The 20,942-nt window shown below is 70.8% G+C and carries 18 protein-coding genes, 2 pseudogenes and 3 riboswitches; of the genes and pseudogenes, 9 read left to right on the plus strand and 11 right to left on the minus strand.

Features of this window, described 5'->3' with window-relative positions:
- The first annotated feature begins 12 nt into the window (after positions 1-12).
- Positions 13-555 carry a class I SAM-dependent methyltransferase gene (locus JW592_RS19510; protein WP_209266442.1) on the plus strand — a complete coding sequence of 181 codons (543 nt, stop codon included), beginning with the start codon at positions 13-15 and terminating at the stop codon, positions 553-555.
- A 1,003-nt stretch (positions 556-1,558) separates the two neighbouring features.
- Here JW592_RS19510 and JW592_RS19515 read toward each other — a convergent pair.
- The 8 genes from JW592_RS19515 to JW592_RS19550 form a co-directional block, all read right to left on the minus strand.
- The gene (locus tag JW592_RS19515) at positions 1,559-2,359 is read right to left on the minus strand and encodes an ABC transporter ATP-binding protein (protein ID WP_209266443.1); all 801 of its coding nucleotides are present in this window, start codon (positions 2,357-2,359) and stop codon (positions 1,559-1,561) included.
- Positions 2,356-3,471 (minus strand): FecCD family ABC transporter permease, encoded by a 1,116-nt coding sequence (locus JW592_RS19520; RefSeq protein ID WP_209266444.1) that lies wholly within the window; start codon positions 3,469-3,471, stop codon positions 2,356-2,358. Before JW592_RS19520 ends, JW592_RS19515 begins: the two co-directional genes overlap by 4 nt.
- A complete protein-coding gene (locus tag JW592_RS19525; RefSeq protein WP_209266445.1) occupies positions 3,468-4,511 on the minus strand; it encodes an ABC transporter substrate-binding protein in 1,044 nt (347 codons plus the stop codon). The genes JW592_RS19520 and JW592_RS19525 overlap by 4 nt, the downstream gene beginning before the upstream one ends.
- A 30-nt stretch (positions 4,512-4,541) precedes the next feature.
- A riboswitch (cobalamin riboswitch) is annotated at positions 4,542-4,742 on the minus strand.
- A 39-nt stretch (positions 4,743-4,781) separates the two neighbouring features.
- Positions 4,782-5,531, minus strand: a complete 750-nt coding sequence (locus JW592_RS19530) for a class I SAM-dependent methyltransferase (protein ID WP_209266446.1) — start codon at positions 5,529-5,531, stop codon at positions 4,782-4,784.
- A complete protein-coding gene (locus JW592_RS19535) occupies positions 5,500-6,768 on the minus strand; it encodes an MDR family MFS transporter (protein WP_209266447.1) in 1,269 nt (422 codons plus the stop codon). Before JW592_RS19535 ends, JW592_RS19530 begins: the two co-directional genes overlap by 32 nt.
- Positions 6,761-8,008: an ATP-grasp domain-containing protein gene (locus JW592_RS19540; protein ID WP_209266448.1), complete on the minus strand. Its 1,248-nt coding sequence runs from the start codon at positions 8,006-8,008 to the stop codon at positions 6,761-6,763. Before JW592_RS19540 ends, JW592_RS19535 begins: the two co-directional genes overlap by 8 nt.
- Positions 8,005-9,027 (minus strand): cysteine synthase family protein, encoded by a 1,023-nt coding sequence (locus tag JW592_RS19545; RefSeq protein WP_209266449.1) that lies wholly within the window; start codon positions 9,025-9,027, stop codon positions 8,005-8,007. Before JW592_RS19545 ends, JW592_RS19540 begins: the two co-directional genes overlap by 4 nt.
- The gene (locus JW592_RS19550) at positions 9,024-9,887 is read right to left on the minus strand and encodes a GHMP family kinase ATP-binding protein (RefSeq protein WP_209266450.1); all 864 of its coding nucleotides are present in this window, start codon (positions 9,885-9,887) and stop codon (positions 9,024-9,026) included. Before JW592_RS19550 ends, JW592_RS19545 begins: the two co-directional genes overlap by 4 nt.
- A gap of 128 nt (positions 9,888-10,015) precedes the next feature.
- Positions 10,016-10,261, minus strand: a riboswitch (cobalamin riboswitch).
- 210 nt (positions 10,262-10,471) lie between these two features.
- Between JW592_RS19550 and JW592_RS19555 the strand changes: the two genes are divergently transcribed.
- Together JW592_RS19555 and JW592_RS19560 are read left to right on the plus strand one after the other, a co-directional pair.
- On the plus strand, positions 10,472-11,461 hold the full coding sequence (locus JW592_RS19555; RefSeq protein WP_209266451.1) for a ferric reductase-like transmembrane domain-containing protein: 990 nt from the start codon (positions 10,472-10,474) through the stop codon (positions 11,459-11,461).
- 70 nt (positions 11,462-11,531) lie between these two features.
- A riboswitch (cobalamin riboswitch) is annotated at positions 11,532-11,656 on the plus strand.
- A gap of 125 nt (positions 11,657-11,781) precedes the next feature.
- Positions 11,782-12,123: a (2Fe-2S) ferredoxin domain-containing protein gene (locus tag JW592_RS19560; protein WP_209266548.1), complete on the plus strand. Its 342-nt coding sequence runs from the start codon at positions 11,782-11,784 to the stop codon at positions 12,121-12,123.
- Positions 12,124-12,210: 87 nt separating this feature from the next.
- Here JW592_RS19560 and JW592_RS19565 read toward each other — a convergent pair.
- A pseudogene (locus JW592_RS19565) lies at positions 12,211-12,552 on the minus strand (ATP-binding cassette domain-containing protein); the annotation flags it as partial.
- Positions 12,553-12,998: 446 nt separating this feature from the next.
- Between JW592_RS19565 and JW592_RS19570 the strand changes: the two are divergent.
- The 4 genes and pseudogenes from JW592_RS19570 (at position 12,999) to JW592_RS19580 (ending at position 15,989) form a co-directional block, all read left to right on the plus strand.
- On the plus strand, positions 12,999-13,415 hold the full coding sequence (locus JW592_RS19570; protein ID WP_209266452.1) for a PGPGW domain-containing protein: 417 nt from the start codon (positions 12,999-13,001) through the stop codon (positions 13,413-13,415).
- A gap of 309 nt (positions 13,416-13,724) precedes the next feature.
- Positions 13,725-13,883, plus strand: a pseudogene (locus tag JW592_RS33410) (helix-turn-helix domain-containing protein); the annotation flags it as partial.
- 9 nt (positions 13,884-13,892) lie between these two features.
- Positions 13,893-14,375, plus strand: coding sequence for a hypothetical protein (locus tag JW592_RS19575; RefSeq protein ID WP_307805478.1), 483 nt, complete (start codon positions 13,893-13,895; stop codon positions 14,373-14,375).
- 126 nt (positions 14,376-14,501) lie between these two features.
- Positions 14,502-15,989, plus strand: coding sequence for an MFS transporter (locus JW592_RS19580; protein ID WP_209266454.1), 1,488 nt, complete (start codon positions 14,502-14,504; stop codon positions 15,987-15,989).
- 266 nt (positions 15,990-16,255) lie between these two features.
- Here the strand turns inward: JW592_RS19580 and JW592_RS19585 are convergent, their stop codons facing one another.
- Positions 16,256-16,795 (minus strand): HAD domain-containing protein, encoded by a 540-nt coding sequence (locus JW592_RS19585; protein ID WP_209266455.1) that lies wholly within the window; start codon positions 16,793-16,795, stop codon positions 16,256-16,258.
- Between the two features lie 295 nt (positions 16,796-17,090).
- Positions 17,091-17,789 carry an HAD family hydrolase gene (locus JW592_RS19590; RefSeq protein ID WP_209266456.1) on the minus strand — a complete coding sequence of 233 codons (699 nt, stop codon included), beginning with the start codon at positions 17,787-17,789 and terminating at the stop codon, positions 17,091-17,093.
- A gap of 80 nt (positions 17,790-17,869) precedes the next feature.
- Here JW592_RS19590 and JW592_RS19595 point away from each other — a divergent pair, with 80 nt between their 5' ends.
- Positions 17,870-19,489 (plus strand): FUSC family protein, encoded by a 1,620-nt coding sequence (locus JW592_RS19595; protein WP_209266457.1) that lies wholly within the window; start codon positions 17,870-17,872, stop codon positions 19,487-19,489.
- A gap of 141 nt (positions 19,490-19,630) precedes the next feature.
- Positions 19,631-20,728, plus strand: a complete 1,098-nt coding sequence (locus tag JW592_RS19600; RefSeq protein WP_209266458.1) for a lactonase family protein — start codon at positions 19,631-19,633, stop codon at positions 20,726-20,728.
- Positions 20,729-20,942: the final 214 nt, after the last annotated feature.

The raw sequence follows: 20,942 nt of genomic DNA on the forward strand, positions 1-20,942 counted from the left end.
CAGGGTGCTCGTATGGCGTGGAATGGCGAGGAGTACCAGGCTCGGTTCGACAGGATCGCCGCAGAAGGCGGGGATGTGCACGGCGAAGCCGCGTTGGTGCGTTCCTTGGGGCCGTCCAGCGTCCTCGACGCGGGGTGCGGCACGGGCAGGGTGGCGATCGAGTTGGCGCGGCACGGGATCGACGTGGTGGGGGTGGACCTCGACTCCTCGATGCTGGCCACGGCCCGACACCTCGCCCCCGACATTCCCTGGCATTTGAGCGACCTGGCCGGCCTCGACCTTGGGAGGTCCTTCGACGTGGTGGTGATGGCGGGAAACGTCCCCCTGTTCACCCCGCCGGGAACGGAACCGGCCTTGGTCGCCGGAGTGGCGGCACACGTAAAGCCGGGAGGCCGCCTGGTGGCAGGCTTCTCCCTGGACCGGGGTTACACCCTGGACGATTACGACGCACACTGCGTCGCGGCGGGCCTGACGCCTGAGACGCGCTACGCGACGTGGTCCCGTGAGCCCTACGCTGGTGGGGCGTACGCGGTCTCGGTCCACCGCAGGCCCTGACCGTCGGTCACGCCTCGGGCTTGGCGCCTCACGGCATGTGAGGTCGTGGAGGCGCAGGCTCGGAACCGCGCGCTCGGGAGGTGGCCCACCCAGTCCTGGCTGTCGCCCCGCAGTCGGTGGAGCGGACGTCCGCGTGGCGAGGTCGACCACGGACAGCGCGACGAACGCTGCCGCCACCACTGCGAGCCCTCCGTGCACCTGGCACAGCGCCGCACTGGTGACCGCTCCTACGACGATGAGCGCGGCGCGCTGTCGACTCCGCCGCAGCCGGTGCTACCAAACCGGTTCGCCAGGTGCGCCGCGCGGAGCCGATCCGTGCGGTTCGTACCGTCGGTTCCCGTACTGCTCAGCGGGTGGGGTGCGAGTTCCCAAGCGCCGCATTCGGCGACCAGCCACAGCCGGGAGTCGCCGCCGCTCGGGTCGGTGGCGGCCATGGCGCCTGCGCCCGGGACGAGGTCCAGCCCCTCGGTCGGAAGTGCTCGATCGTTGCTCCTCGTGGAACCTACCCCTGTCTGCCGCCACGAGCGGCGGCGAGCCTGCCGTGGTGCCGAGCATGGTGACGAGAGCACCGTCCGCCCCGTTGAGGCGGGGTTCGGCCACGTGCAGCACAAGGGCGTCCGTCGGGCCGCGCCGTGATGAACGGCAGGTCGTCGACTACGTGGAACTGCACCCGCACGCGGGCTCCGTCAACAGGGACGTGGCACGGTGCAGCATCGCCGATCCAGCGAATGTGACAGTAGCGAGGCGGCTCGGCTGAATCGCATTGGCGAGTTGGCTCCTGCTGACCACGCAGACGTGATGTACGGCAAGTCGGCCCGGGGCGGTGGTGGTATCCGACGAGCTTGAAGAACACCCTTCTCCCGGAGGCTGCCCTGGGCTACCTCATGCACTCCGTGGCAAGCCGGTCGACGAGGAGAGCAAACCTGCCCGGCTCTGCGAAGGTCTGCGAAACGGAAGGCGTCACGGAACCGGCCGTCGCCCCGCTGGACCCACCTCTGGGCGTTCAACCACAGGACGTGGGTGTTCGTGGCTCCCCGGGGAGGAAGGTCACCTGCGGTGCGCCCGTGCGTGGATGGAGGGTGACCTCGCTTGTCACGCCGTAGACCCTGGCCAGAAGTTGGGGCGTGAGGACCTCAGCGGGCGGGCCCGAGGCGGTGACCGTGCCGTCGCACAAGACGTAGAGGCGGTCGCAGTAGTAGGCGGCAAGGTTGAGGTCGTGCAGGGCCACCAGGACGGTCGCGGGCAGACGGCGCAGGGTGCCGAGAACGTCCAACTGGTGCCGGATGTCGAGGTGGTTGGTCGGTTCGTCCATGACGAGGAGGGATGGCTGCTGGGCCAGGGCGCGGGCGACGAGTGCGCGTTGGCGTTCCCCGCCGGAGAGGCGGTCGAAGGGCCGGTGGGCCAAGTCCGTGGCGTCCACGACGGCCAGGGCCGTCTCGATCAGGTCGGCGTCCTCGGGGGTGTCGCCGTCGAGCAGCCGCTTGTGCGGGGTGCGCCCCATTGCGACGACCTCGCGGACCGTGAGGTCGAAGTCGGCGTCCGACTCCTGCACCACCGCCGCCACGGTTTGGGCCAGTCTCCGCACGGGCAACGACCAGGCGTCCGTGCCGTCGACGCTGACCTGGCCGGTCGCGGGGCGCAGGACACGGTAGACGGCGCGCAGCAGACTGGACTTGCCGCTGCCGTTGGGGCCGACCAGTCCGATGACCTCGCCGGGGCAGGCGGTCAGGGAGACGTCCTCGACGAGGCGGTGCGCGCCGGCGGTGAGGGTGACCGTGTCGATGACGAGTTCGGTGCCGGTCATGACCCTCCTCGGTCGGTGCTGCGCCGGGCGTCGCGGCGCATCAGCCACAGGAAGAACGGGCCGCCGCACAGGGCCGTGAGCACGCCGACGGGGATTTCCATGGGCGCGGCGACGACCCGTGCGGCGATGTCGGCCCAGATGAGGAAGACGGCGCCGCCGAGCGCGGCTGTCGGCAGGACACGGCGGTGGTCGCCGCCGACGGCGAGGCGGACGGTGTGCGGCAGCATCAGGCCGACGAAGCCGATCGGTCCGCACGCCGCGACCAGGATGCCGGTGACGAGGGAGAGCAGGACGAACATGCGGGCACGGAAGCGGGCCACGTCCAGCCCCATCGTGGTCGCGGCCTCCTCACCGGCGAGCAGGAGGTTGAGGTTGCGGGCCTGGACCATGAGGACGGCTGTGCCCAGGAGCAGGGCCGCGCTGGGCAGCCAGAGCGTGCCCCAGTTGACGCCACCGAGGCCGCCCAGGGTCCAGGCGAGGACTGCGCGGGCCTCATTGCCCCGGTCGGTGGTGAGCAGCAGCAGGTCCAGTACGGCGGTGAGCACCGCGGCGATGGCCACACCGGACAGGACCAGCCGTGCGGAGGTGATCCGGCCGCCGGTGCGAGCGGTGGCGTAGACGAGCAGCAGCGCCCCGAGCGCCCCCGCGAATGCGGCGGCCGACAGCGACGCCGGCCCGAACAGGGTCACTCCGAACACGATCACCACGACAGCGCCGAGGGATGCGCCGGAGGAGACGCCGAGCAGGTAGGGCTCGGCGAGCGGGTTACGGATCAGGGCCTGCAGGGCGGTGCCCACGACCGCCAGTCCGGCGCCTGCCACCGCGCCGAGGAGCACGCGGGGCGCGCGTACGTCGAGCACGATGGTCTCCCGCGCCCGCGACCAGTCCGGTTCCGCCCAGTCGGCGCCCAGCGCGTGCGTCACGATGCCCCACACCTGGCCGGGCGGCACCTGGACCGAACCGATCGCCAGGCCCGCCGTGGCGGAGACCACCAGCAGGACGGCCAGGACGACGAGAGTGATGGTGAGACCGGCCGGCCCGGCCCGCCTGGTGTCCTGTTTCCCTGGTCTCACGGCCCGCCCGGTGGCGGCGTCGGTGACCGGGGCCGTCACGCGAAGCTCTCGGGGTGGATGCCGCGTGCCAGGTCCTCCACCGCGTACGCGGACCGCACTCCAACCAGGGTCGCGGTCAGCGGCAGCACGACGAACCGCTTGTTCTTGATGGCGGGCACGTCCTTCAGGGCGGGCTGGGCGAGCAGGAACTTCTTCTTCTGCTCCACGCTTCCGGCGCCCGCGTAGTCGTAGATCGCGATGACCTCCGGCTTGCGTTCGACGACCTGCTCCCAGGAGACGTCACCGAAGACGTCGTCGAGGTCGGCGAAGACGTTCTCGCCGCCGGCCAGCCGGATCAGTTCGGTGCCGAGGCTCTTGCCGCCTGCGGTGAAGGCGGTCTTGTCGCCGCTGTCGTACACGAAGACGGGTACCCGGGGCTTGCCCTTGACGGCGGTGGAGGCTTTTCCGACCCGCGCCCGGAGGTCGGAGACGAGCTTGTCCGCGCGGTCGGACACGCCGAAGATCTTGCCGACGGTGCGCACCTCGTCGTAGGTGTCCTTCATCGTCACGCGCTTCTTGCCGCAGTACTCGCGGTTGAGGTGGGTGTCGATGCCGGCGTCCGTGTACGCCTTGCGGGAGCGGCCCTCGTTCTTGGCGAAGGCACTGCCGTAGCCGCCGTAGACGAGATCCGGCTCGGCCTCCAGGACGGTCTCGAAGGACGGTTCCTTCTTCGCCAGTTCCGGGATCGACTCGTAGTCCTTCTTGAGTTCGGGCAGGACGGCGGAGTCGGGAAAGGCGGTGCCGACCATGCGGTCCTTCAGGCCGAGGGAGAGCATGAGTTCCGCCGGGTGCTGATGGATGGTGACGACACGCGCTGGCGCCTTGTCGTACGTCGTCTTCACGCCGCAGTTGTCGATCGTGACGGGGAAGCCGTCGGCCGACGAGGCCGTGGCTTTCGCGTCCTGGGCGGTGTCTCCGGACGATCCGCAGCCGGCGGTCAGCAGGGCTGCCGACAGGGCAACGGCCGCGGCCGTGGCTCGCAGGCCACGGCTGCGGCGGGCAGGGGTGGGCAGGGGGGGACGGGACGTGCCGTCGTACACGTGAAGCCTCCTGGGGAGTCCGCGCTCCTCGGAACGGGCCCGCGACAGGCCAGTGTCCTGACTCCCGGATCGACGCTCCTCCCCTGGCCTTCCCGCGCGGCGCGCAGTGGCGTGTCGAAAGGGTGCACTCCCCGGTCACAGTGGCGGGACCGTGCCGGACTCGCACCGGCTTCCTGTCTCCCGTCGCGGTGATGACCCGGTGATACTACGATCCGTCCAGCTCAGGGCAAAAGGGCGTGCGGATCGGCTCGCACGCCTCCGCGCCCCTTGTCACGCCCCACGGACCGCCCGCAGCACCAGCCGCTCGGCGTTCTCGTCGTAGGGGCGGCCGTCGAAACCGCCGAAGATCTCCACCCGGCTGAATCCCGCCTCCTCAACCATTCGTCGCAGCTCCACCGCGCTGTACACGAACCACACCAGGGTGGCCCGCGTCACCTGCTCGCCCCGGACCAGGACCCAGTCACTGCGCAGCCGGGCCCACTCGTCCAGCACGGTGTCGGTCTGCACCATCAGGTCTTCACCCCGCCGCACCACCTTCGGCGGGGTGACCTTGCGGGCCAGCAACTCCTTGCCGGCCACATCCAGGACCAGGGTGCCGCCGGGGGTCAGGCAGGCGTACATCCTGTGCAGTACGCGGGCGTTGTCGGCGGGGTCCTCGAAGTAGCCGAACGAGGTGAACATGTTGAGGACGACATCGAAGGCGCCCGGTGCCTCGAATACGCGTGCGTCGGCCCGTACGTACGTGACCTGGGCGTCCGCGTCGGCCGCTCGCTTGCGCGCCCGGTCCAGCATGGCGGGGCTCAGGTCGACCCCGGTGACGTCGTGGCCGCGGCGGGCGAGCGGAACCGTGAACACACCGGGGCCGCAGCACAGGTCCAGCACCCGGGCACCGGCGGGGAAGGTCAGCAGGGGAGAGGTGTCGAGCAGTTCCTCGGTCTGCGCGTGGCGCTGTTCGGAGAAGAGGAAGTCGTGGAACTCGGTCCAGAAGTCATCGTCCTGGAACCCGCCCGTCCGTGTCATGTGGTGTCAGTGCTCCTTCGTCGTGGTCGGCGTGCGGGTGAGGGTGATCTGCCTTGCGGGCGCGCAGCGCCGCCAGCAGGGGCGGCAGCAGCAGGCACTGCGCCGCGGCCAGCAGCCAGAACCAGCCGGTGCCCCCGGCGTGTGCGGTGAGGTCGTACAACTGTCCGCCGAGTACTCCGCTGGCGCAGGCGCCGAGTCCCGCGGCCAGCCGCTGCTGGCCGAAGACGACGGCGTCCGAGCGTGGGCTGCGGCGCAGGGCCTCCAGGTCGTTCTTCAGGAACAGGACGATGTCGCCCAAGGTGATCAGGGCTCCGCCCGCCAGCAGGGCCGGCCGGGTTCCGCCCGCCAGGACGGCCAGCCCGGCCGCCAGGCTCGTGAAGCCGACCGTGAGGGCCGTCGCGTAGGGCATGCGCCCTATGAGAGCGGACGCGAGCGGCTGGACGACGATGACCAGGGCGAAGCAGAGCAGCAGGACCAGGCTGTAGAAGGCGCTGGACGCCCGCTCGACCGCGTACACCGCCAGGAAGTGCTGGAAATGGAAGTAGAGGTAGAAGGCGAGCGCGTTGGCGGCGAACGGCAACACCGACAGCCCTGCGAGCAGACCCCGTCCTCCTGCCTCCGGACCCGGCTCCCGCTCGCCCTTCGCGTCGGGGAGCCGGGCGTGGCCCGCCGTGACCAGGACGAACAGCGCCGTGACGGCCACGAAAAGCCACCCCGGCGAGGACAGCACGAAGGGCCCCGCGACCAGCGGTCCCACCGCCATCCCCGCGTTGAGCGCCGCGTTGCCCACCGACAGGAACGCGGGACGGCGCATCTCGTCCACACCGTGCACGAGATACGCCTTGTTGGCGGGCAGATACAGCGCGGCGCCGCAGCACGTCAGGACGAGTGCTACGACAGCCAGGGACGGCCGGCGCAGCGCGAGCAGGAGGCCGACGAATCCGGCCGTGCGGATGATCAGCGCCCCCAGCATCGTGCGGCGCAGCCCGATCCGGTCCGCCAGGGCCCCGCCCACGATCCCGCCGGAGAACTGCACGAGGGAGGCCACGGCCAGTACGACGCCGACGGTGCCGAGCCCCATTCCGAGCCGTTCGTGCAGGAACACCGACATGAACGGCAGCACCATGAAGCTGCCGAGCGGGATCAGGAACGAGCTGAGCAGCAGGAAGCGCGGCGGGCCGTCGAGCGTGGACAGCGCGGCCCGCAAGCCCTTCACGCCCGTTGCCTGGTCAGCCACCGGCGTCCCCGGTCCCCCCGGTCCCCGGGAACGGCTCCGTGAGCACCGTCAAGGCGTTGGCGGCGGCCACCGCGTGGTGCGTGGCGAGTTCGGCGGTCTCGGCCTCCGCGTAGACGATGCCCGCGTAACCGCGGCTGTCAGCGAGGTGCTCGACGGGGTCGCCGATGGACCTGATCGGGAACCAGACCGGTGACCCCGGCAGCTCCGCGAGCCGCTCCAGCCCCGCGACGCCCGTGAACACCCCTGGTGCGGCCGGGTAGCCCAGGACGAAGGCGACCGCCGGGCCGCCGGGCAGATCCGCGTCCAGGAGGCGGGGACGGCGGCCGAGCGCGGCCTCGATCATCGCCTCGTACACGTTGACGCCGAGCGCCCGGCACATGCCCTCGCCGACCAGGGCACCGCCGATCCGGGGATTGATCTCCACGACCTCCGGGCCGCCGGTGGTCAGAACGAACTCCACGTGCGCGAAGCGGTCGGTGTAACCGACCGCCGCGAGCACCTCACCGAGCCACCGCTCCAGCCCGGCCCGCCGCGCCTCCGGAAAGGCCACGGGGAACGCGGTGATCTCCTCCCGGAAATACGGCTCCGGTGACATCAGCCGACTGGAGACGCCCAGCAGCCGGGTCAGGCCCGCCCAGGTGAGGGTCTCGGCGCTGTACACCGGCCCGCTGAAGTACGGCTCCGCGAACAGCCGCCCTTTCAGCTCCCGCCCGGCCGCCTCGTCGAGAGCCGCCTCCAACTCCTGGTCGTCGCGGACCAGCCAGACGTTCTGGCTTCCGGTGCCCGCCGTGTCCTTCAGCACGGCGGGCAGACCGGTCTCCTTGAGCAGCACGTCCCTCAGCTCCGCCCCGGGAGCCTCCACGGCACGCCCTCGCGTCAGACCGGCGCCGTGCAACCGGTCGCGTACGGCCGCCTTGTCCCGGGTCAGCCGCAGCACGGCCGGATCGAGCCCGGGCAGGCAGAGGCGCTCGGTGAGTTCGGCGCCGGCCAGGGCCCAGGTGTCGGTGGAGCTGATCAGGCCGCGCAGCTCCGGAGTCCGGTGCAGGAGAACCGTGAGCCCTTCCACGTCGAAGGTGTCGGTGACGACGATGTCGAGGGCGTCCGCCGGAAGCCTCTCCAGGTCATGGGCGTAGTAGGAGCGGTCGCGGGTGAGCAGGGTGAGCCGTTCGCCGAGTGCGTCGGCGGCGCGCACCAGGTGTCCGAGGCCGAAGGTGAGTGACTCCAGGCAGACGACGGTCATGCCGCTCGCTCCTTCCAGCTGTCCGGGCGGGCGGTGCGCCGCCACGCCATCCTGGACCAGGGCATGGACATCTCCTCGGGAGCGGAGACCTCGACCGGCTTCAGCGCAGCGGGGTCCAGGGCTTCGGTGTGCCGGGCGAAGACACGCTCGACGTAGCGGTGTCCGGTGTCGGCGCCGATCACCAGGTGCAGTCGGTCGGGATGGCGGTGGGCCTCGTACGCCGCGGTCAGGTATCCGGCGCCGGTGGACAGCCCGGCGAAGACGGCGTGGTCGCGCAGCAGGGCCACCGTGCCGGACATGGCGTGGTTGAAGTCCAGCCAGTGCATGGCGTCGTAGAGGTGGTGGCGGACGTTGTCGAAGACGATCGACGACCCGATGCCGGCGATGATCGCCTCCGGGTCGTGGTGGTCCTGGCTGCCGAAGGTGACGCTGCCGAACGGCTGGACGCCGACCAGCCGCACCGAGGGGTCCGTGGCACGCAGGCGCTCCACGAGGCCGCCCGTGGAGGCTCCCGAGCCCACTCCTCCGACGACGGTCAGCGCGGTCGCAGGGAACGCGGCGGTGATCCGGTCGGCGACCTCGTGGTAGCCGAGGTAGTGGACTTCGTCGTGGTACTGGCGCATCCAGTGCCAGTCGGGACGGTCGGCGAGGAGCTCCCGCACCCGCCGCACCCGCAACTCCTGGTCCAGCTTGAGGTTCTTGGAGGGCGGGACCTGTTCCACGGTGGCGCCGAGGATCTCCAGTTGGGTGCGGGTGGTGGTGTCCACGGTGGTGGACGCGACGACGTGGCAGCGCATGCCGTAGCGGTGGCAGGCGAGGGCAAGGGCGTAGGCGTAGATGCCGCTGGAGCTGTCGATCAGGGTCTGTCCCGGGCGGATCGTGCCCCGCTCCAGCAGGTGGCGGACGGCGGCGAGCGCGGAGTAGATCTTCATCGACTCGAACCGGATCAGGACGAGGGTGTCGGAGAGCCGGACGAGATCGGGGACCTTCAGAGCATCGGCGATATGGGGGTGGATCACCCGTAGCCTCCTGGGGCGAAGGAACACTGGTGGCCGAGCGAGTGAAAGAAGGCGGACAGTTCGGACTTCAGGTCGGCGTCCAGGCGGCCCGGAAAGAGGTAGCCGATGAGGCAGCCGGTGTGGGCGACGAAGACGCCGTCGGCGCCGAACCGCTCCTGGTGGGCGAGCATGCTGTCGAAGGACGCCTTGGGCAGCACGCTCTGCGACAGGGCGGCGCTGGCGGTGGCAGCGCGTGCGACGGCGGCCGGGTCGCCGGAGGCGAAGCCCTTCAGCAGGTCGGTCAGGCACCGCTCGTACTCCTCCCCGTGCCGCCGGTAGTGCGCCAGCAGCAGGCTGGTGACGGCGGCGGTGTCCACCGTCCCGGGCTCGGTGATGTACGCGGTGTGGAAGCCGATGTCCGTGCCCAGACGCCGCACCACCCGGTGCCGGCCGCTGAGGTACAGCGCGAACTCGTCGAGGAAGACGCTGTCTGCCCGTTCGATCGCCGCCAGGACACCGAGGACCACGTCCGCGTCGTACGGCAGGGTGAAGAGCCGGAACAGACAGCGCAGGGTCGCCACGATGTCGGCGGTCGAACTCGCCATCCCAACGCCCATCCGCAGGTCGGAGTGGGCGCTCCAACGGCCTGGCGGCAGGGTGAGCCCGAAGTGCTCCAGGAAGAGCCGGGCCGCTGTCGCGGACTTCTCCCCGAGCGGCAACGGGTTCGGCGGATCCGTCCCGTGGGTGAAGTGCACCCAGGAGTGGCGGTCCACGGGAAACGACACGACGGCGATGTCGGGATCGGGGCCTGCTCGCAGCGGGCCCTGGTACAGCTCGCCCAGGGTGCCGTGGCAGACGCCGGAGACGGTACAGCCCGTCACGAACCCCTCCTCCTGTCCGCGTCCTGGAATGCGACCGGGGAGGAGGCACCGCGCGGGGGTGTGCCCCGCAGGTATCCCGTCCGTACCGCCGACCCAGTCCTCGAGGTCACCGTGCACCACCCGTACAACGCGTACGGGCGCAGTGGCAGGTCTTCGGACTCGTGGGCTCGCTCACCGGGGACATCGGCCACCGGCAGGCACCTATCGGCCGTCGCTTCCCCGGCCCCAACTCGACTCGGGCCCAGTGCTGTTGACGGCTTTCGTTCCCACTCACCGCTGCGGGACAGTCCCGGATTCCCACCGGGTTCCCTCTTGCGTCGCGCCACCCGGACCCGGACGGGCAGGAGGCGCGAACCGACTGCGGACAACAGAGTAGGGTGGATCACGCCGCTGCGGCAGAGGCTGCAGCGTCAGTTGTCCGGATGCGATCGGTCGGGTGGCGCGTCGGGGTCTGCGAGACACATCGCCCGCTCGGGACAACACTCTGGCCGAATGAGTCCTCCGACTTTCCGGCCACCCCCGTCACACTGGTACGTCGACGTGACCCGCCGCTCCCCTCGGAGTACCGAGCCCGGAAGGCCCAGATGCTGCCAGAGGCGACCCCGGAGGACGACGGCACGACGGCCCCGCCGCCCGCCCGTGACAAGCGTCCACCCGATCGCGTCGTCCTGCGCGCCGACCTGCGCGCCGCGCTTCCCGACGCGGGTGCCGCCGTCCTGGTCACGGCGGCGGTCTTCGCGTTCCTGTATGCCCGTATGGAGTCGGGGGATTCGGCGACGGTCGCGGTCATGCCGTTCATGGACGATGCCGGAACGTACTGGATGTACCTGTTCAGCCAGGCGTTCGGCTGGTCGGGCCTGCTGTGGGCCTGGGGTACGGTCATGCTCGGTCTGCTGCTGTCGGGGCCGCGTCCCGCCCGGCTGCCGGTGTCCCGGCACACGCTGGAACGCTGGCACCGCACCACGAGCCTGACCACGATGGCCCTGATGTCCGCGCACGCGCTGATGTTCGCGGCCGAACTCGTTCGCCATGAGGCACAGTTGGCGTGGGCTGATCGGTTGTGGGCGGGGTTCGCCGACACGTTCGTGCCCGGCTGGTACGACTCAGGCACCGGCCGGATCGCCATTCCGCTGGGGCAGGGGGCTCTGTATCTGGCCATCCCCCTGGGCCTGTTGTTCTACGCCCGGCACCGTATGGGCGCCAACACCTGGCGCCGACTGCACCGCTTCGTCATCGTCGTGTACGTGCTGAGTGTGTGGCACACCCTGCTGTACGGCACCAACGTCTGGTACGGCGAGTGGCCGCGTACCGTCCTTTGGCTGCTGCAACTCCCGGTCGCGCTGCTGCTGTTGCTGCGCCTGCTGCGGCCCGCCCGGCGGGCGGAGCGGCTGCATATGCCGACGCGGCGTGGAGGCGCTTCACTGCCGGGCTGGGTGGTGCGGTCCACCGGCCGGGTGGTCGCCGCTGCCGTCGTGGTGGGCGTCGTCATCGTGGTGGTGTCCGGCCATGACGGTGGCCGGGAACGCCCGGCCGAGCAGCCGGCGACGAGCCCGCACGAGCACGAGCCCGAATGATCCACGGCCGGGCACCTGGGAGCGGGGGCCGGTCGATGGGATGATGGCGGCGACAGGGCGACGACGGTCCGAGGAAGCCGGTGCGAATCCGGCGCGGTCCCGCCACTGTGATCGGTGAGCGGATCCCGAGCAGGCCACTGCCCCGCGGAGGGCGGGAAGGCCGGGACGAGCTGTGACCCGAGAGCCAGGAGACTCACGTCGTCGCCTCCTCGACGGAGCCCGGGGCGGATCTCCCCGGAAGAGAGGGGTGTTTCGGCGTGTCCGAGACGACGGACGGCGAGGCGTACGGCGCCGAGGCCACGGCACGACAGGTCGGTGGTGTGCCGTGCCGGGTCGTCGTGTGCCGGGACTGCTGCTGCGGCACAGCGAAGGTGGCCGGCGTCGATCACGCGGGCCAGACCGCACGCCTGCGCTCCGAGGTGCCCGTACGCATCTCTGCCTGCCTCGACGTGTGCGACCAGGCCAACGTGGTCGTCGTGCAGCCCTCGTCCGCCGGGCGTGCGGCCGGAGCGCGACCGGTGTGGTTCGGCCTGGTGAACGCCCCGGACGCGACGGAGGACATCGCCGCCTGGGTCCGGGCGGGCGGGCCCGGCGTGGCACCCCGGCCGGAGATCCTCGACCTGTACACCTTCAGTCCATCCCGCCGTCGTACGGCTTCCTGAGCGGCACCGACCGCCACGCACAGGTACTCGCGCTTCGCGCCTTTCCCGCCCCACCGCCGGGACCCTCACCCCCGCCGTGCGGGCCGCTCAGCCCGCGTCCTGACAGTCCCTCGTGCCCAGGAAGCGGATGTGCGGCCGGTGGCCCGGCCCGGGGCGGGTGACCGTGGCGCGCACGCCGTAGACGTCGGCGATCAAGGACTCGGTCAGGGTCTCGCCCGGGGTGCCGACGGCGACCACCCGGCCCTGCTCGAGCACGACGACCTGGTCGCAGTACATGGCGGCCAGGTTGAGGTCGTGCAGGGCGACGACGCTGGTGACGGGCAGTTCGGCGACGAGGTTCAGCAGGTCGAGCTGGTGCAGGATGTCGAGGTGGTTGGTCGGTTCGTCGAGGAGCAGCTCGCGGGGTTCCTGGGCGAGGGCGCGGGCGATCGGGTGCCAGCAGGTCTTCGGACTCCGGGTCACCCCGGCGGGACGCCTTCCCGGACCCGGTCGTGATCGTCGTCCAGTGGCCTGCTGCCCGTGACAGTTCGTCGATTGGGTCGATGTACCCCGCCTGACCTCCACTTCTTCTGTCGTCCTTCTGGCGCGACATGTTTTCGACGACACATCGCATGGTGGGCGCAGTCAGATACCGTGACCGTTGACTCAGCGGAGCCTGGTGGGCACCAATGGGGACAACCCGAGCCGGAAGGTGCGGCTGAGCTTCCTTGGGTGAGGTTCCTCTGTGGCGTTCAGCTGGGGGCCTCCGCCGGAGCCGCGGCTGTCCATCACGGTCCTGGACCTGCCGACAGCTCAGTGCCTGAGCCAGTCGGGTGAGCGGTGGGCGTGGTAACCGGCCCTGAGCCACACTGCGAGCGACGGGAACGGGAGACGACGTGGCGGACAACAACCTGCATCCGGTGCTGCGGGTCGTATGGGCCATCGCCGGCGGGGTGCTGGTGGGAGTGGGCATCGCCTTGCTCGTCCTCCCCGGCCCCGGCTTGCTGCTGGTGTTCGCGGGCATGGTGCTGCTCGCCCGCGCCGTCCCTGCCCTGCACCGCCACCTGGAACCGGTGCGGTTCCGCGCCATGCAGGCCGCCGAGGAGAGTGTCTCGTCCAAGTGGCGGATCGCCGGATCGACGCTGGTCGGCCTCGGGTTGATCGGCGCCGGCATCGCATGGGGACTGGTGTCGCAGTTGCCGTTCAGCGGCTGGAGTACCGGCGGAAGCCTGATCGTCTCCGGCGTCGTACTCTTCGTGCTCCTCGGCTGGAGCCACCGTCGGCTGCAACGTCTGCGGGCGGCCCACCAGTAGCCAGTAGTTGGCCTTCGGTGCGCGCCCGGCCGCAATTGGCCGGGCGGCCGCGGTGGTTGGGTTCGCCGGAGCGCGACGCTCATGTGGTGCGGCCGGATGAGGTACTGCTAGGCACTCCGCAGACCGCCCCCGTCCGTGCCGGCCGCGATCCGTGCTGATGCGGAGGGTTCCGGTGGCAATCACTCTCAGTTCCCCCGCGAGGTGAAGGAAAAGCCTCCACATCGCTCTATCGTGGCAGTGGAAAGAGCGGGAACGGGTGACGGGCGATCAGCCCGGTGCAGGGCCCGGTGGAGCAGGAGGGGCGGTGCTGTGCGTTCGGATGCCAAGCGTAATCGAGAGCAGATTCTCGACGCCGCGCGTGAAATCTTTGTGAACGAAGGCCCTGACGCGCCACTGGAAACCGTTGCCCGGCGTGCCGGAGTGGGAATCGCCACGCTCTACCGTCGCTTTCCCAGCCGGGAAGACCTGATTCGGGCGGTGGCGGCCGAGACAGTGGAGGCGCTCTACAAGGCCGTGCGCCGGGCGAGGGAGCAGGAGCCCGACCCTTTCGAGGCGCTGCGCCGCTTCATGCACGCCGCCGTCGAGATGAAGATCGGCGCGGTGCTGCCCTCCCTCTTCGGTCTTCCTGTGATGGAGCGGACCATCCGGGAAGTACGCGATCCGGCCCACCCGCTCGAAGAGTTGCTGGGGGAGTGCAAGGCGGCGGGAGTCCTGCGGCCCGACGCGGTGGCGGGCGACGTCATCTTCATGATCGTTCGGCTCACGAGGCCGCTGCCCGGGGGACGGTTCGCCGAGGATGTGCCGCTCGCGCACCGGCAGCTGGAGATCTACCTCGGCGGTCTGCGGGTGTCGCCCGGCGCGGGGCGGCGAAAACGGCTGCCCGGTCCGGTGATCGACGCCGCCTGGTTCAGACGTCTCCGCAGCCGCATGGTCGCGGGCAGGGCGCCCCGCGACAACTGACCATCCCCCGGGGATCGCTCTCCTTATCCCGGCTTCCGATTCCTCTCTCCTGATTCTTTCTCCCCCTTCTTTTCAATGGCCTCCCGGCCTGAAGTGCGTCTGTTTCATTACCTGAAAGGGACTGTCATGTCTGAATTCGCCCAGTCAGCAGAAAAAGAAAACCCCCGCCGGCGCTGGATCGGATTGGTTTTCATCTGTCTCGCCCAATTGATGATCGTCCTCGACATCACGATCGTGAATATCGCTCTGCCGTCGGCGCAGCGGGACCTCGGCGTCTCGAACGGCGACCGGCAGTGGATCATCACCGCCTATACGCTCGCATTCGGCAGCCTGCTGCTGCTCGGTGGCCGTATCGCCGACTTCACCGGCCGTAAGCGTGCCTTCCTCATCGGCCTGTTCGGCTTCGCGGGCGCCTCGGCGCTCGGCGGTGCGGCCGTCGGGTTCGGCATGCTGCTGGCGGCTCGGGCGCTGCAGGGCGCGTTCGCCGCCGTACTCGCGCCCGCGGCACTGTCGCTGTTGTCCGTCAGTTTCACGGGGCGGAGCGAACGGGCCAAAGCGTTCGGTGTCTTCGGCGCCATCGCGGCCGGCGGCGGGGCCGTCGGTCTGGTGCTCGGCGGGCTGCTCACGGAGTATCTCGACTGGCGCTGGTGCCTGTACGTGAATGTGCCGATCGCCGTCATCGCCGCCGCCGGCTGGTACGTGCTGCCCAGGGACGTACGCGACGGAGACCGGCCGCGGCTGGACCTGCCCGGAGTGCTGTTCGCCGTCACCGGCCTGGTGGCACTCGTCTACGGATGCAGCGAGGCCGAATCCGACGGCTGGAGCTCCCGGCGTGTCCTTTTCCTGCTGACGCTCGGCGTGGTCCTGCTCACCGCCTTCGCTTTCGTCGAGCGCCGGGTGGCCAAGCCGCTGCTGCCGCCGCGGGTGGTCAGCGACCGGACCCGGGCGGGCGCCTATCTCGCTGTTGCCCTGGCGGTGGTCGGCATGTTCGGGATGTTCCTGTTCCTCACGTACTACCTGCAGGCCGTCAAGGACTACTCGGCGCTGCTGACCGGAGTGGCGTTCCTGCCCCTGACCGCCGGAGTCCTGGTCGCCGCCGGAGGTGTCGCCTCGCGACTGCTTCCCCGGGTGGCACCCAGGGCGCTGGTCGTCCCAGGGCTGCTGCTCGCGGCCTGCGGCACGGCCTGGCTGACCACCCTGGAAACCGACACCTCCTACGCGGCCGGCGTCCTGCCCGGCGAGCTCCTCGTGGGGTTCGGCATGGGACTCGTGATGGCGACGTCCATGAACTACGCCACCCACGGGGTCGGTGCACAGGACGCGGGCATCGCCTCGGCGACCGTCAACACCTCGCAGCAGATCGGCGCCTCCATCGGCACCGCCCTGCTCAACACCGTCGCGACGGACGCCACAAAGGACTACCTCTCCGGCCGCCGCCCCACCCCCGCTCTCCTCAAGGAGGGACTCACCGACGGTTTCGCCACCGCGTACGTGGTGGCCACCGCGATCCTGCTCGGCGCGGCCGTCCTGGTCGGCGCCCTGATGAACGCTCGCAGGCCGCAACGGGTCGCGGACCGCGCCGAGGCCACGCACGCGGCCCCGCACCTTGGCTGAGCCGCAGTCAAACCTCCCGCGGTGTTGCGGCGGTCAGGGCGGCCGAGAACCGACGCGCTGACCGGCTCCTCGACGACCTGCACGCCCAGATGTTCCTCGAGGCGGCCAGCGCTGACGCGGTCTGGACAGGGGCAACGGACGGCCGCCCGTCGGAGTGCCTGCGCCTGATGGCCATCAGGTGGCCGCTGGACGAACCTGGTGCCACCCCACCGCCCCCGGAGAGCGGCCGCTCGACGGTCGGTGCGGCAGGGGGCGGAGGAATGCCCTCACCAGCCGCTCAGCCAGTCACTCAGAACGGCGAAGTCCGCGTCGGTCACTCCGACCTGGGGGTCGACCCGGTGGAGCAGGGCACGCTCGCCGTGACGGGCGGCCACCCAGGCCCGGTCTCTGTCGGTGATCTCATCGTCAGTCCAGGCGAACGCCCGTCCCCCTGCCCAGGCGGAGAGCGTGCGGGTCTTCCAGTGCAGGCCCGCGCGCACATCGCGCTCCTCCTCCTCGGACGGCTCCGGCCAGTCCACCATGGGCAGCTCCGGCAGGCCGAGCCGGGGCGCGACGCACTCGTTCGCGTCGGCCATCCACGTGGTTGCCCAGACCAGCTCGCACGGAAGCGCCGCCAGCTTGCGTCCGTGCCCGGGATCGAGCCTGTCGAGAAGCGGATTCTGCCCCGGAGGCGGCGACTCGCGCTCCCCTTGGAACGCCGGAGCCGGACCTGAACCCGGGCCGCCACCGGGTGCGGGCGCGCCGAAAGGGATGAGCGGTCCATCGATGTCGAGGAAGAGAACGGGAAGCTCCGCAAAACCAGTCACTGCCGCAACATAGCGAGCCGGCGACGGCACCGAGAACTCCCGCCCACTACGACAACGAAGTTGACCGGTGAGGAGGTTGTCCCACTGCGTCTGCAGTGATCGGAGCGATATCCAGCAGGCGGCTCGCGGAGGTCACGTTGTGCACCACCAGCAGCACCTGGTGGGACCGCCCCCGTGTGGCCCACCGAGCCGCGTCGTCACCGATCGGAACGCATGTCGGGTCCGGTGCGGCTGACCCGGTCGCGGGCGCCGTGCCGTGCGCAGGCGGACGGCGGGTGGTGAGTGCCGAATGGGCTCACAGACCGGCCCGCAGACCGGTGATCCAGTCGTGCGCCTTCTGGGCGTCGAACTCGCGCTGTCCGCCGGGGAACAACAGGTCCGCACCGGTGCAAGCCGGGTCCGTGGCGTGGGCCGGTACGTAGGGGACGGCGACGCAGCGCATGCCGGCGCGTCGGGCCGCTTCCGCGCCGGGCGGGGCGTCCTCGATGACGACGCAGTCGGCGGGGGAGACGCCGAGCCTCCGGGCCGCTTCCAGGAAGACGTCCGGCTCGGGCTTGCCGTGCGGCACCTCCTCCGCCGACACTCTGAGCGGCAGCAGTTCATCCAGGCTGGTCGCACCGAGTACGGCGTCGATGGCGGCGCGTGAGGAACCAGAGGCGACGGCCAGTGGGTGTCCGGCCGCGTGGAGACGTTCGACCAGCTTGCGCATCTGGGGGAATACCTCTGTGCCGGAGCGCGCCAGCTCCAGATAGAAATGGTTCTTCTCCGCCAGGAGCGTCTCCACGGGTGCCGTGAGGCCGTGCTCACGGCGGAGCGTCTCAAGCGTCTCCCGGGTGCTGATCCCGATGAACCGCAAATGGTCCTCCCAGGTGAAGCCGGGAACGCCGTGCGCGGTCAGCAGGCGCCTGCCCGCCTCGTAGTAGTGGGGCTCGCTGTCGACGAGGGTGCCGTCGAGGTCGAAGACGACCGCGGGACCTGCGGGAGCACTGATCATGCGCTCCAGCATGCCAAACGCGTGCGATTTGGCCGCAGGTGGGAAGGGGTGCTTTCCTCTTCGTACCAGCATGTGGACACATGGCCGCCCAGGTCAGCCGGATTGGAGGGGTTTTGGAGAAGTCGCTTCGGAAGCCCGGGGGAAGGACCCCAGCACATCTCCTCCGTCGCACCGTCGCGACACTCGGTCCAGAACGCTCCCTCAGGGCGCGCACTTCGTCACGTGCCGTCATCGGCATAGGACTCACCGTTACGGTCTGTGCGCTCGTCGGCCTCCCGTTGCAGGCATGCGTCGCAGGTGGGCTGGTGGCGTTGCTCGCCCTGTTCACGGTGGCCGACCCCACAGTGCGGGGGCAGGCCGTCACCACGGCGCTGCTGCCGATCGCCGGTTTTCCCGTACTGGCGCTGGCGGCCTTTCTGCACGAGCTGCCGCTCGTCCGGGACGCTGCCTTCCTGGCGGTCGTCTTCGCCGGGGTCTACGCCCGGCGCTGGGGGCCGCGCGGAAACGCGGTCGGCATCTTCGCGTTCATGGAGTTCTTCGCCGCGCAGTTCCTGCGCACGGTCCCCGACCAGCTGCCGGAGATCTTCGCGGCCGGTCTCCTGGCCCTCTTCGCCGCCGCGCTCACCCGGTTCGTGCTGTGGCCCATCGAGCGGGATGCGCGGCCGCAGCCCGCGATCGCGCCGATCGGTGGCCGCGGGCTGAGCCGCCCCACCACCCGCCAAGCCTTCCAGGCGCTGTTCGCCTGCGGTTTCGCATTGGCTGCGGGGCAGGCGCTCTCCCTGGACCGCTGGTACTGGGCGGTCGGCGCGGCGTGGTGGATCTTCGTGAACACCGCCTCGCGGGGTGAGACTCTCGTCCGCGGCTTCCGCCGGGTTCTCGGCACCGTCACCGGTCTCGCCGCCGGGCTGCTCATCGCGGTGCCCACGGACGGTGCTGTCGCGCCCACGCTCGCGGTCGTCGCCTGCTGCGTCTTCGGGATCTTCTACACGGCACCGCTGTCCTACTCCTGGATGATGTTCTTCGTCACGCTGATGGTCGGCATGCTCTACGGCCTGCTCGGTGTGCTCCACCCGGGCCTGCTCGGCCTGCGGCTGGAGGAGACTGCTGTGGGCGCCCTGGGCGCCGCGCTCGCTGTCGCGCTGGTGCTTCCCGTCACCACGCACGCCGCGACCGAGGTGTGGATACGGCGGGCGGTGCACTGCGTCCATGAGTGCGCCCTGGACGCCGCGCGACGCCTCGCGGGTGCGGCAACCGAGGACGAGGGCGGGCCCGGGCCCAGGATCGCCGAGCTGGAGCTGCTTCTGGGGCGCGTACGGCTCTCGGTTGCGCCCCTCGTCCACCCACTCAGTCCGCTGCGCGCCCGCAAGGCCAGGGCACGCCAGGTGCTGGCGCTGCTGGACGACTGCGCCCGGCAGGTCCATGGCCTGGCCGAGGCCGCAGCAGACCCGGCCGCCTCGCACGACGCGCGGCTGACGGCGGCCTGTGAGCGGGTGGAAGCCGCCGTGCGTCGCCTCGCGGCCCCGGGGCCGGCCCCCGTCGGAGCGGCGCCGAGCGCGCATGCTCCGGCTGGTGCCGCCGCCCACGCGACTGCCGAGCCGCCGGCGCCGGGCGACCGCGCCCTGGAGCACCTGCACGCCTTGGAGGACGCCCTCCACCAGCTCGCCACCCCGCTGCACACGCCTCCGAGGGCGACCGCCTGAGGGCGCGTCCTACGGATCTCGTCCCGGTGACGAGGTGCCCCTGGGGGCAGGCGGTCGTCAGCCGTGAGTCGTGGTCCAGACCAACTGCCTGTTCCCTGCTACCGTCGTGCCCCCGCATGGAGCGGCGAAGGGAGCGGCACGATGGCTGACGGCACGGAACGGCAGCCGCGCGCTTACATCGGGTCGTTCACCTCCGCTGGAGGGCGAGGGATCACCACGGCGGCGCTCGACCCCGACACCGGCGCACTCACCGCGCTGCACCACACCGAAGACGCCGTCACAAACCCCTCGTTCCTGGCCCTGTCGCCGGGGGGCGGCGTCCTCTACGCCGTCAGCGAGACCGACCAGGGCGCAGCCGCGGCCTTCTCCCTCGACGGACCCGCACGGACCGGACCCGACGGCCCCGTACCGCTCGGGCAGACCGTTTCCGTGGCGGGTGCCGGGCCCACCCACCTCGCCGTGGCCGGGCGTCGGCTCTACACCGCCAACTACACCTCGGGCAGCGTCACCGCGCTCCCGCTCCGTGCCGACGGAAGCCTGGGCACCCGCGCGCTGACCCACCAGCACCACGGCCGGGGACCGGTGGCCGAGCGGCAGGAGGGACCTCATGCGCACGCCGTGGTCCCGGATCCGTCCGGTCAGTGGCTGCTCTGCACCGACCTGGGAACCGACTCGGTGTGGATCTACGACCTGAGGGCACCGGAAGCCGGTCTGCGGCTGCACCGGGAGGTCCCGTTGCGTGCCGGAACCGGCCCCCGGCACTTGGCTTTCCTGGCCGACAGCCGGGAAGGCGGGGACGCCGCCCGGGCTGATGTCATCCATGTCGTCAACGAGCTCGAATCGACCGTGACGACCTGCCGCTGGCACCCCGGCCAAGGAGAACTCGAACCGCTGGGCGAGACCTTCCTTCTGCCCCCGGAACGCGCGGCAGTCGAGAACCACCCCTCCGCGCCGGCACTGTCGCCGGACGGCCGGTTCGCCTGGGTCGCCAATCGGGGCGACGACAGTGTGACCGTTCTGGACCTGACCTCGGGAGAACTCCCGGAGCTGGTCACCACCGTGCCCTGCGGCGGTCACTGGCCTCGCGACCTGGCTGCGCACCCGACGGGACGGTGGCTCTACGCGGCCAACGAGCGCTCGGGTGACGTCAGCTGGTTCGAGGTCGACCAGGGCACCGGGACCCCGGCCCTGACCGGCTCCCTGACGGCTCCGGCCGCCTCCTGCGTGGTCTTCGCGTAGCGGGCGGTCGCCGGGCCCCAGCCGAGCCGAGCGACCGGGCGCCGGAAATGCGCCCTCGCCGACCCGCGACGATGCCGCTCCGGCCGGCCGTCCCGCAGTAGGTCTGGGGCTGTCCAGCCGGTCTGCGGCTGTTCCTCGGCCCGTCTGTCGACCAGCCGGCTTGTCGACAGCCCGCCCGGCCCGGTGCCCACCGGCCGGGCGGCTTGGACGGCTC

The sequence above is a fragment of the Streptomyces spirodelae genome, from assembly GCF_017676385.1.
GTDB classification, from domain to species: domain Bacteria; phylum Actinomycetota; class Actinomycetes; order Streptomycetales; family Streptomycetaceae; genus Streptomyces; species Streptomyces spirodelae.

Bases quoted from the DNA above. Each gene is read 5' to 3' on its own strand.
- JW592_RS19595 (WP_209266457.1), top strand. From the start codon at position 17,870: ATGGCCGCCCAGGTCAGCCGGATTGGAGGGGTTTTGGAGAAGTCGCTT.
- JW592_RS19580 (WP_209266454.1), top strand. From the start codon at position 14,502: ATGTCTGAATTCGCCCAGTCAGCAGAAAAAGAAAACCCCCGCCGGCGC.
- JW592_RS19540 (WP_209266448.1), bottom strand. From the start codon at position 8,008: ATGACCGTCGTCTGCCTGGAGTCACTCACCTTCGGCCTCGGACACCTG.
- JW592_RS19530 (WP_209266446.1), bottom strand. From the start codon at position 5,531: ATGACACGGACGGGCGGGTTCCAGGACGATGACTTCTGGACCGAGTTC.
- JW592_RS19555 (WP_209266451.1), top strand. From the start codon at position 10,472: ATGCTGCCAGAGGCGACCCCGGAGGACGACGGCACGACGGCCCCGCCG.
- JW592_RS19590 (WP_209266456.1), bottom strand. From the start codon at position 17,789: ATGATCAGTGCTCCCGCAGGTCCCGCGGTCGTCTTCGACCTCGACGGC.
- JW592_RS19515 (WP_209266443.1), bottom strand. From the start codon at position 2,359: ATGACCGGCACCGAACTCGTCATCGACACGGTCACCCTCACCGCCGGC.
- JW592_RS19510 (WP_209266442.1), top strand. From the start codon at position 13: ATGGCGTGGAATGGCGAGGAGTACCAGGCTCGGTTCGACAGGATCGCC.
- JW592_RS19600 (WP_209266458.1), top strand. From the start codon at position 19,631: ATGGCTGACGGCACGGAACGGCAGCCGCGCGCTTACATCGGGTCGTTC.